The sequence below is a fragment of the Telluria sp. ZT3P26 genome (assembly GCF_059686035.1).
Window position 1 is genome coordinate 394866 of the sequence record NZ_JCASII010000002.1, and the last position, 10797, is coordinate 405662.

Annotated in this window: 8 protein-coding genes; 3 read left to right on the forward strand and 5 right to left on the reverse strand. The window is 62.4% G+C overall.

What is annotated here, in order from left to right:
* Positions 1–4: 4 nt before the first annotated feature.
* The gene (gene prsR / locus AC56LN_RS09595; RefSeq protein WP_499571253.1) at positions 5–1369 is read left to right on the forward strand and encodes a PEP-CTERM-box response regulator transcription factor; all 1365 of its coding nucleotides are present in this window, start codon (positions 5–7) and stop codon (positions 1367–1369) included.
* Positions 1366–2784, forward strand: coding sequence for a right-handed parallel beta-helix repeat-containing protein (locus tag AC56LN_RS09600; protein ID WP_499571254.1), 1419 nt, complete (start codon positions 1366–1368; stop codon positions 2782–2784). The genes prsR and AC56LN_RS09600 overlap by 4 nt, the downstream gene beginning before the upstream one ends.
* Positions 2785–2803: 19 nt before the next feature.
* On the opposite strand, the gene AC56LN_RS09605 is transcribed toward AC56LN_RS09600, so the two are convergent.
* The 5 genes from AC56LN_RS09605 to AC56LN_RS09625 all read right to left on the reverse strand — a co-directional run bounded on the left by AC56LN_RS09605 (position 2804) and on the right by AC56LN_RS09625 (position 8674).
* Positions 2804–3643 (reverse strand): hydrolase 1, exosortase A system-associated, encoded by an 840-nt coding sequence (locus AC56LN_RS09605; RefSeq protein ID WP_499571256.1) that lies wholly within the window; start codon positions 3641–3643, stop codon positions 2804–2806.
* Positions 3633–4496: a hydrolase 2, exosortase A system-associated gene (locus tag AC56LN_RS09610; protein WP_499571258.1), complete on the reverse strand. Its 864-nt coding sequence runs from the start codon at positions 4494–4496 to the stop codon at positions 3633–3635. The genes AC56LN_RS09605 and AC56LN_RS09610 overlap by 11 nt, the downstream gene beginning before the upstream one ends.
* The gene (locus tag AC56LN_RS09615; protein ID WP_499571260.1) at positions 4493–4741 is read right to left on the reverse strand and encodes an acyl carrier protein; all 249 of its coding nucleotides are present in this window, start codon (positions 4739–4741) and stop codon (positions 4493–4495) included. Before AC56LN_RS09615 ends, AC56LN_RS09610 begins: the two co-directional genes overlap by 4 nt.
* A gap of 54 nt (positions 4742–4795) precedes the next feature.
* Entirely contained in the window at positions 4796–6256 is a 1461-nt protein-coding gene (locus AC56LN_RS09620; RefSeq protein ID WP_499571262.1) for an oligosaccharide flippase family protein, read from the reverse strand.
* 381 nt (positions 6257–6637) lie between these two features.
* Positions 6638–8674 carry a hypothetical protein gene (locus AC56LN_RS09625; RefSeq protein WP_499571264.1) on the reverse strand — a complete coding sequence of 679 codons (2037 nt, stop codon included), beginning with the start codon at positions 8672–8674 and terminating at the stop codon, positions 6638–6640.
* A 1057-nt stretch (positions 8675–9731) separates the two neighbouring features.
* On the opposite strand from AC56LN_RS09625, the gene AC56LN_RS09630 reads away from it, so the two are divergent.
* Positions 9732–10733: a glycosyltransferase family A protein gene (locus AC56LN_RS09630; RefSeq protein ID WP_499571605.1), complete on the forward strand. Its 1002-nt coding sequence runs from the start codon at positions 9732–9734 to the stop codon at positions 10731–10733.
* The last annotated feature ends 64 nt before the right edge of the window (positions 10734–10797 follow it).

The following is a 10797-nucleotide window of genomic DNA, read 5'->3' on the forward strand; positions in this document are numbered from 1 at the left end:
AATCGTGAGCCAAAACAAACCCAAACTGCTGATCATCGAAGACGACCCGGGCCTGCAAAAGCAGCTGCGCTGGAGTTTCGACGCCTATGACGTGGTGGTCGCCGACGACCGCGAAAGCGCGCTGGCGCAGATCCGCCGCCATGAGCCGGCCGTGGTCACGATGGACCTGGGCCTGCCGCCCGACCCGGACGGTTCGACCGAAGGCCTGGCCACGCTGCAGCAGATCCTGGCGCTGGCGCCGGAAACGCGCGTGATCGTCCTGACCGGCAACCAGGACCGCGCCAATGCGGTCAAGGCGATCGCGATGGGCGCCTACGATTTCCACCAGAAGCCGCCCGAGCCCGAAGTGCTCAACCTGGTCATCCAGCGCGCATTCTTCCTGCACAACCTGCAGGAAGAAAACCGCCGCATGTCGTCCAGCCAGGCCGACTCGCCGATGGCCGGCGTGATCAGCCGCGACCCCGGCATGCTCAAGCTGTGCCGCAGTATCGAGAAGGTCGCCCCAACCTCGGCCTCGGTGATGCTGCTGGGCGAATCGGGCACCGGCAAGGAAGTGCTGGCGCGCGCCGTGCACGCGATCTCGCCGCGCGCCAAGGAGCGCTTCGTGGCCATCAACTGCGCCGCGATTCCTGAAAACCTGCTCGAGAGCGAATTGTTCGGCTACGAAAAAGGCGCCTTCACCGGCGCGGCCAAGCAGACCAAGGGCAAGGTCGAACTGGCCCACGGCGGCACCTTCTTCCTTGATGAAGTGGGTGACCTGCCGATGGCGCTGCAGGCCAAGCTGCTGCGCTTTTTGCAGGAGCGCGTGATCGAGCGCATCGGCGGCCACGAAGAAATCCCCGTCGACGTGCGCATCGTCTGCGCCACGCACCAGAAGCTCAAGGAACTGTGCAGCACCGGGCGCTTCCGTGAAGACTTGTATTACCGCCTGTCCGAGATCGTCGTGACGATTCCGCCGCTGCGCAACCGCCAGGGCGATGCGGCCCTGCTGGCGCACCACTTCAAGAACAAGTTCTGCGCCCAGGAGTCGCGCCCGACGCTGCACTTCTCGCCGGATGCGATCGCGGCGATCGAAGGCTACGCCTGGCCGGGCAATGTGCGCGAGATGGAAAACTGCGTCAAGCGCGCCGTGATCATGGCCGATGGCCCGACCATCGTGGCCGATGACCTGGGCCTGCCCGAAGGCGACACGCCGGTCGAGGAACCGCTGAACCTGCGCCAGGTGCGCGACGAGGCCGAGCAGGGCGCCATCGTGAAGGCGCTGGCGCGTGTCGACGGCAATATCGTCAAGGCGTCGGAAATGCTGGGCATCAGCCGCCCGACGATGTATGACCTGATGAACCGCCACGGCATCAAGAGCAGCACATGATGCGCAAGGCGGTGGCCGGCGCGCTCGCGCTGCTGGCGCTGGGCGCCATCGGTGCGGCGTACGTGATCGAACAGGTGGGCGTCACGCCGCGCGCGCTGGCGCCGTATATCGAAAAACGCACCAGCGGCCATAACCCGGTCATCGTCAAGGCGGGGCAGGTCAGCGCCGCGCTGCTGCTGCGGCTCGATCGGGGCGAACCGGCGCTGCCAGCCGCTCTTGCCGTGACCCTCGGCGCGCAACCGGGCGCGGTCGGCGTCGATGCTGCCGGCGCGATCATGGTCGCGACACCGGAGGCACTGCGCGCGGCGCTGGCGCAGGCCAACCCGGGCGACACGATCACGCTGCTGCCGGGCGTGTACCGGTTTGGCGGCGCGCCGCTCGACGTCAATCGTCCGGGGCGCGCCGGGCTCCCGATCGTCGTGCGGGCGGCCCAGCCGGGCAGCGCGCAGCTCGAGTTCGATCTGGTCGAAGGCTTTCGCGTCAAGGCGCCGCACTGGCGGTTCGAGAACCTGGCCATCCGCGGCGTGTGCGGCGAGGATCGCTACTGCGAGCACGCATTCCACGTGGTGGGCGCGGCCAGCCATTTCGTCGCGCGCAACAACACGCTCACCGACTTCAATGCCCACATCAAGATCAATGGCGAACAGGGGCGCTTCCCGGACGACGGCCTGATCGAACAGAACACGCTGACCGCGACGCGCGTGCGCCAGACGTCCAACCCGGTCACGCCGATCGATCTGGTCGCCGCCAATGGCTGGACGATCCGCGCCAACCTGATCAGCGATTTTCTCAAGGGCGAGGGCGACATGGTCAGCTATGGCGCGTTCGCCAAGGGCGGGGGCAGCGGCAACGTCTTCGAACGCAACCTGGTGTGGTGCGAGCGCACACTACGCGGGCCAGGCCAGCGGGTGGGCCTGTCACTGGGTGGCGGCGGCACCGGTGCGGCCGTGTGCCGCGACGGGCGCTGCATCACCGAACAGGAACAAGGCACGCTGCGTGCCAATCTGGTGATGGGCTGTTCGGACGTCGGTATTTATCTCAACAGCGCGGCGCGTACCAGCGTCGTGGACAACACCTTGCTCGATACGGCCGGGATCGACGTGCGCTTTGCAACCAGCAGCGCGCGCCTGGACGGCAATCTGGTCGATGGGCCGATCCGCAGCCGCGACAGCGGTTTGCTGCATCTGGAGGACAACCGCAGCACGGCGCTGTGGCAGATGTTTGCCGGCTACCATCCGGTGCGCAACCTGTTCGAGGCACCGGGCAGCGGCGATCTGGCGTGGCGTGGCGGGGTACCCGGGCGCGACGCAAGCGCGGTCGGCGGCATCGATCTGTGCGGTGCGAAGCGTGGGCGGAGCGCCACCTATGGCGCGTTCGATGATTTCAGCGGCTGCCTGGCGCGCCAGGCCCGCTGAGCGGCGCTTACCAGCTGTGTTACCAGCTGCCCAGCCAGGTGCCGGTCCAGTGCGCGACCTGATCGCGCCAGACGCGGCGTGAGAACGTGTGGTCGGCGCGGTCGATCCGGTACTGGGTAACGCGCGAGGATTGCAGCAGCTGGCGCCATTTCGGCGTGGCCTCGGCCAGGTCGCAGAATTCGCGGCCGGTCAGGTCGGCGCCGCTGATGATCACCAGCACCCGGCCAGTGAAGGCGTGCAGGCCGGCGTGCATCCGGTCGGGCAGGGCCAGCGTGGTGCGCGGCGCCGTGCCCGGGCCGAACGCGGTGCGCACCAGCTGGAACATCGAGGCCAGCGAGCGCTGGTAATTGAAGCTGCCACGCAGCACCCGCGCCCAGAAGGTGCGGTCGACCAGACGGTCGCGATAGTAGTGGCGCAGCGTCGTGCGCGCGATGCTGTCGGGCGTGCGGATCCATGGATTGAGCAGCACCACGCCGCTCACGCGCGCGTCCAGCGGCGCGTACATCATGGCGGCCGAGGCGCCGTCGCACAGCCCCCACAACACGACCTCGCGCACGCCGGGCACGGTCGCCATCAAGGCATCGATCGCTGCCTTGATATCGTCTTCCACGTCCCCGAACGCGCGCTCGGCGCCTTCGCTGTCGCCCATGCCGCGGTAATCGAAGCGCATGGCGGCGATGCCGTTCATGGCCAGGCTGCGCGCGAGCAGCGTGAACTGGCGGTGGCTGCCGGCGCGGTATTGCGGCCCGCCCACCACCACCAGCACGGCGCGCGTGCCAGGGTTCTCGGGCAGGTGCATGACGCCATACAGGCTGTCGCCGTGGCAGTCGAAGGTCACGACCCGTTCTTCAATGGCCATGACCGTGTTCCTGCAACGCCGTCGAGGTGGCTGCCAGCCAGGCTGGCGAGATCGTGATTTCGGGAGTGGTCCAGAACGGCGGGCACTGCACCTGGTGCAGTGTCAGGTCGATCTGGCGCGCCAGCCAGGCAGCGCTGGCGCGCGCCGTGCCGGGAGAGACGCCGGGCGAAGCGCCCTGGCCGGTCATGCCCAGCGCTTCGAACCAGTGCACCGGGCATTCCGGCGTGAAGTCTTCGAGCGCTGGCAGCGCATCGATGGCGGCGGCCAGTTCGGGCGCCAAGTCGTAGCCGCTGATCTCGAGCGTCTCGCCCGCCTGCAGCGAGGCGCGCAGGGCCGCGGTGCCGGTGTGCCCGGACGCGCCCTCGGCCAGCAGCGCGCCAACGGTGCGCAGGCGCAGAAACTGGGTCAGGTAGGCCGCGCCGCTCAGCACCGGCTGCCACAGGATCAGTGCCTTGACCGGGTGCTGCGCGGTGCGCGCATAGTCCAGCGCCAGCAGGGCGCCCAGGCGCAGGCCCCACAGCAGCAGCGGCTGGCCGAGGCGCGCATCGAGCCAGCGCGCGCCGGCGGCCAGGTCATCTTTCCAGATGGCCCAGCGGGCGTCGCCAAAGTCGCCGCTGCTATCGCCACAGCCGTACAGGTCGAGTTGCAGCACGCCGTAGCCGAGGGCCGCCATCTCGCGCGCCTGCAGCGCCGCGATGCGGCGCGAACGGTTCATTTCTTCGGCAAACGGCGGCACGTACAGCACCGCACCACGGCAAGGGCCGTGCGGCGGATGAAACAGGCAAAAGCGCTGGCCTGCACCGGTCTTTAAAAAGAACGGCTCGGCGGAGGGCGTAACCTGGCTGGCTGTCATTCGGCCTGCTTCTGCGCGACAAACGCAGCGAGCGTGCCGAGGGTGGCGAAGGTGCTGGCGCTGATGTCGTCGTCGTCGATGGCGATGCCGAAACGTTCTTCGAGGGCGCCGATCAGGCTGACCACGGCCATCGAATCGAGCTCCGGCAGACTGCCCAGCAGGGGCGAATCTTCGCTCAGGTGCTGACCGGACTCACCCAGGGCCAGCACGTCAATCAGGATGGTCCTTACTTCATCGAAGTACATAATCGTCAATCTCGTTAAAAGCGCGCGGCGCAGCGGTCGCCGCACTAGTAGGAATTATACATTCGGTAGCAGTCTTCCCAATCGCAGCCTGGCAGTGGCGGCCAATCGGTGCACTTCCTCCAGCAGTTCATGCCGGGTTGCGCGCAGCATCATGTACCAGACCAGGGCCAGGACGGGGAGCATCGCGAGCAGGCGCACCAGCGAAGGCAGGCTGTCCGGAATCAGGAAATTCAGCAGTACACCGGCCGCGCCGGTGCCGATCGTTACCACCATGCTCGGCATCGTCGCGCGCAACAGGGCGACAATCGTGAAGTTGAAATAACGGTGCTGCTGCATGGCGATCACGGGAGCGGAAGCGATCGTTGCCCAGCATAATGCCCATGCAAACCCGACCAGGCCGCCATCGAACAGCGCCACGCCGAACGCGATCCTGGTCAAAAGAGTGACAAGGACCGGTACCGCGCTCAGGTAAGGACGTCCAATCGCGGTCACCGCCGCCGGAATGTAGTGGAACAGCATCGTCACCGCCGCCGCAACGGTCAGCGGCAAGATGGCCGGCACGCATTCCACCCATTGCGCGCCGTACAGTCCAAGCACGATGTCGTGGCCCAGCAGGCAGGTTAGCGCGAGTGCAGGCCATCCGATCCCGGTGAGTAAAACCGTGGCGCGCGACAGTGTCGGCACCAAGGACGTGCCATTGTAGTGAGCCTGTGCCAGGTAGGACACCGCACCGTAGCTGACCGTCGATCCGGCTACATAGGTGAAGATCGTGACAGTCGAATTGGCACGGCTGAGCAGGCCGACGAGGCGTGCCGACCCCAGCTTGCCGAGCAAGATGTCGGGAATGGCGTTATTGATCGCCACTGCCGAACTCGACAGCAACGAACCAAGACCGAAGTGGGCCACGCCGCGCCAATGGCGAAAAGAGGGCGTCCACGGGGTGTTTTTGGGCCGCAGCGGGATATAAGCAATGGCGCAGGTGATGATATTGACCAGGTTGGCGTAGGCCAGGCTCATGCTGCCGAACCCCAGCTTTGCCAGCACCAGGCAGCTGATGCAGAAACTGATCGTGCCAACGGCGGTCACGATCGCCTGTTTGTCGGCTGCGAACTCGCGCGTGAGCAAGGCATTGGTGACCGTACCGAAGGGGATCAGCAAGAAGCCGATTGCCAGCACGCGCATGACAGGCACGATTTCCGGTTCGTTGAACATGCGCCCGATCCAGGCGCTGGACAGGAACATGCCGAAGGCGATCAGCCAGGACGTGGAAAACACGACCCCAGTGGCCGAGCGAATCTTGTCGGGCGTCAGATTCGGTTCGCGTTGCAGGTAGGTCGAAACACCGAAATCACGAAACACGTGCGCCAGATTGACGAAGACGACCGTCATCGAAAACACCCCGATTTCGCTGGGGCTGAGCATTCGAGCCAGCATGACGCTGACGACGAACTGAAGCAGCGCAGCACCTGAAGAAGAGAAAAAATTGATGACCAGCGAGCGACGCAGATCTGCCATAAAGCCTGCTACAGAGTGACGGTGGGTTGGCGGCGCGGTAATGGCCTTTGATAGGCACAGACCTCAAACCACCGGGCGTCAATGAACGATGTCATTGATGTTCATGTTGGCAAGGCGGCTTACCGCTCTATGGGGCGCTGCATGCCGCGCCCAGGGAGCGAATTCACCTTTGTGGGGCGGCATCCAGGAAGCGACTTGTTTTCACGCACGACATTATAAGGTGCAATGTGAGCAGAAGTTCGTTCTACTGAAACAAGGTTATGAAAATGGTTTGAAGGCGCTGCCGGCACATGGACATGGCCGCGGTCATCGATACTGCCAATAAGGCTGGCCGGTGGTCCCGTGATGCGGAACCCCGGCCAGCCGACTCGGGATGCGTGTTTAGCGCGGCACGATCGCCCACTGCGGCGCCTGGCTATAGTCCGGCTTGACGGAGCGGCCTGCAAACGTGGTCCATGCCCGGTTCGCGTTCGGGATGCCCGATGCGACGGCGACCGCCAGCGCTGGTTGCATGTTTGCCGGATAACCCATCACCGAATCGGCGTAGCCAGCCATGCGACCCAGTTGCCATTTGAATCCGTACGCCAGGCTGAAGTAGTCGGCCTGCGCCTGACTACCGCATGGCTGGTCGATGAAGCGCACGCCTTGCGGATGGTTGTACGGTTGACCGTTGTCGTTGTACAGGATGCCGCTGAAGTTCGTCTTGTACAGAGCGTCGAAGCTGTTCAGGATTTTGCCGTCGCTGCCGCGCATTTGGAGTACATACGTTGCCGCTTGCGCCCAGCAGTAGTCGGGGCCCATGCGACCGACTGGAAACTTCGACTTCCAGGCCAGGATTGGCGTTGCCTTGGCATAGCCGAGTTCCGAGAGGTAGCCGAAGCTCCAGGTCAGGAAATCATCCTGCCATGGCGAAGGGTTTTCCACCCAGAAAGCATCCTTGCCGGAGCCGTCATACACGCCCAAGTTGTTCGGATTGCCGACTACATAGGCTGCGTGATAGAAGTCCAGATTGGTGTCGAGCTGGGTATTGAAATAGCCTTTGAGCGGGTGACCGTCCGGCGTGATGTACGCGGTGTGGCCAAGCGTACGCAACGACCATGCCTGGCCACGCAACTGCTGCCAGCGCACCAGACCCTGCCCGTTGCCATGGTAGCCCGGCGCCGTACCCAGCGGGTTGGAGGCCGCCCAGAATTGCAGCTCTTCAAGGTAGTAATAGTCACCCGTGACGAGGTAAGGCAGGTAGGCCAGCGACGGCTGGTGCGCGGTATCGTCGGTAAATGGGGTATCGCACAACTTTTGGTCGGCATTGGCGCAACGTGGCACCGGCAGCGGGCCCTGGCCGGCCATATTGCCGTGGGTGGAAATGAGCTTGTTTGCTTCATTGTCGGTACGCACCGGGTAACCGGTTTTTTCGTCACGGTAGTGCATCGACCAGCTGCCCGAGCCATCGGCAGCGGCAAGCATGGCATCGCGGGCGCGCTTGTCCATCGACAGCAGGTACATCACCGACCAGGATGGCAGCGGCCCGATGTCACCGCGGCCGCCGGTATTCGGCATATACGGGAACGCTGGACCAATCGACATCGGACCGGTATTCGCCGGGCTAAGCACCTTGCCAAGGTCGGCAAGGGCATTTTCTGCCGGCACGATGGTGCTGTCGTAGTTCGACACGGCCTTTGATGCGATCAGGTAGGCAGTATTGAGCTGGACATTAGTGGCCGGCTCGCGCGATGCGTCCCACCAGGCCGCCTTATGCCAGCGCGTGTGATGGTAATGGGTCAGTGCATTCTTGGCGTACACCTGACGGCCTGCGATGTCGATCTTGACATCATAGGTCAGATTGCGTGCGCCGGCCGTGAAGGTCTTGATGTTTTCGACCACCACATCAACCCGGGCCTGCTTCGAGAGTCCGGAATACCAGCGAACGTAGAAACGGGTCGTCAGCAGCGGGTGGGCAATGCCAGCAGCGTTTTTTAAAGGCGCGTCGAGCAGCCATTCGTTGGCAACACGGCCTGATAGCCATGTTTCCGGCGTCGTGTCAGCCAAGGCATCGGCCAGCGATGCGGTGTACTGGTCGCCGTCAATGGCGATGGTCACCTTGCCGTTCACGCCAGAGCTGGTCAGGCTTTGCAAGCTTTCCGTGCTGCGCTCCGAGACACTGGACTTGGCCAGGGTCAGCTTTTGCGTCGCGCCACTCGCCAGTGCTGGCAGGACGCCGGACACGATCATGTGGCGCACCGAACCGTCGGCATGCGTTGCCTTGATATCGCTTTGCAGGCGGAGCACCGTGCCATCACCCAATTTGGCAACCAGGCCTTCTTTGACGCTCATCTGGCCAGGAGCAACGATCTGGCCGAACGTGAACGGCACATCGGCCTGCGCCGCGCCGGTATTCTGAATAGTGACGTCGGTGATCATGGCGCCAATCTTAACCGGAATCGGCGTCACGGCAGCGTCCCCTGACGTGGCTGGCGGTGCGACGGGCGCTACCGCAGGTTTGAACGCCGTAGTCGTTTTTGCAAGCGACAGGCTCTCGCTGGTTGCGCTTGTGTCAGCGCCGCCACCGCCACAGGCAACCAGCAGAGTCGCACTCAGGACAGCAGCGAAACGCTGGCTTGCAGCAAGCGCGAATGAACGCGCGGATTGATGCGCATCGACATCGTCGGCGCTTACAGCGAAGTGCAATGTGGTGGAGGGATTCATGATCATTAAGAAAGTAATGGTTCGTTTAAGAAAGAATTTCTTTTGAGAACTGAACTTTACTCTGGTTCATAATCCCTGTGGTCTGATAATCGCCAAATTCTATTTATTGCCGCACGAAAACAACGGAAAATGCATATGAAGATGTGCTTTCCTGTTTGTATGTCAAGCATTTAGTTGATTTAGTGAAACATTCATCGTCCTGCTTCTTTTTTAATTAAAAATATCGCCACACCTGTTTAGATATTTATAATTTATTTGGCTGGCATAGACGTTCTTTTAAGGGAGTTGTCGTCTTGATGAGGAGAAATAGCAGTTCTTTCTCATACGAATACTTGCTGTTACGACCGTGCTTCAATTGATGGGCTAGTCCTCTTCTATCAGCGTTCTTTTTAAGTAATCTACGCGCGTGACGTGACTGGATAGTTAAAAGCCGTGCTGTTCAATATATATAAAGTTAATCTTGCACCAGCATTAATTTGATTGTATTTATTCGACGTGAGATGAGGGTGTGGGTCGACAGATATTCAACAGGGTGCAGGCCAATGCACTTTCCGATCCGTCAGTAGCCTGTCGTGTGGGGCAAAGTTGCCGCCGGCACCTGTGATACACGTATGTCGGGCCGTGGCGCGGCCTCAGTGTTCGACCACGTGCGCGGAGTCGAATGTGTTAGCATGGCAAGATTCTTCGAGCGGTTTTTCATGCCGCGATTTAATGCACTGAAGGCAGAAAATTGTCATTCCGCGAAACAGCCCCTTCTTCTGAAAGCGAGCTCATGGCACGCCGCGCGCCGGTGTCCATATGCCGTATCTCGGTTGTCGTTCCTACCCGGAACCGACACGGGTTGCTGCAGCGCATGCTTGCCAGCATCCAGAGTCAGACACTTACTAATTTCGAAGTGATTGTGGTGGATGACGGCTCGGATGCCACTACCCGTGCTGCCTATTCCTCGATCTGGGCGGGCCTGGACGAGCGCTTTCGTCTGATCGAGCTGGGCGCTGCCGGTGGTGTGGGCGTTGGTCCATCGGTAACGCGTAATCTGGGCATGGACAACGCTGTCGGCCCCGTATTGACGTTTTGCGATGATGATGATTTCTGGACCAGCAACACCCACTTGAGCGCCATGGCCGAGGTATTCGACGGTCAACCCGATGTCGACCTTTATATCGCCAATCAGACTGCCGTGTCGGCGACAGGCAAAGTCGAGCGCACAAGCTGGCTGCCTGCCCTGGATGCACTGGTTGGTGCTCGTGCTCGTGATCATGCCCGCGGTCATCGGGTTGCGCTGGACGAACTGGTGCGCGCTGGTGGTTTTGCCCAGCTGAATACCGTCGCGGTCAGGAAGACCACAGCCGAGGCCATCGGCGGCTTCTGGACGCGCACCTCGTATGAAGAAGATCGCGATTTCTTCTGGCGCGTAGCCGATGCGGCGCGCGCCGTGTTTTTCAACCCGGACGTCATCGCGCAACACAATGTGCCCGACCCGCTTCGGCAAAACAACTTGTCGCGCAGTTTTTCACAGCCCGAGCGTTGGCTGCTATCCGCCCTGGTGTCGCAACATATTGCAATGACAGTGCGACACGACGCCGTCCGTACCCTGTGCCATGAGTACGAAGGCGATATCCTGCGCCGCCTGTCGCGTCACTGGTCCAATGAAGGCCGACACGCGCTGGGGGTGCAGTACGCGCGCCGTGCGCTGGCGGCGCGGGTGTCGTTCAAATGGGCCATGTACACGATGGCACTTGCCACGCGCCAATTGTTACGGAGCCGTGCATGAATATGCGGGAGAAAGTACTTGTCATTGGTGATGACACCCGCAGTTTCCTGGCTACGGTGCGATC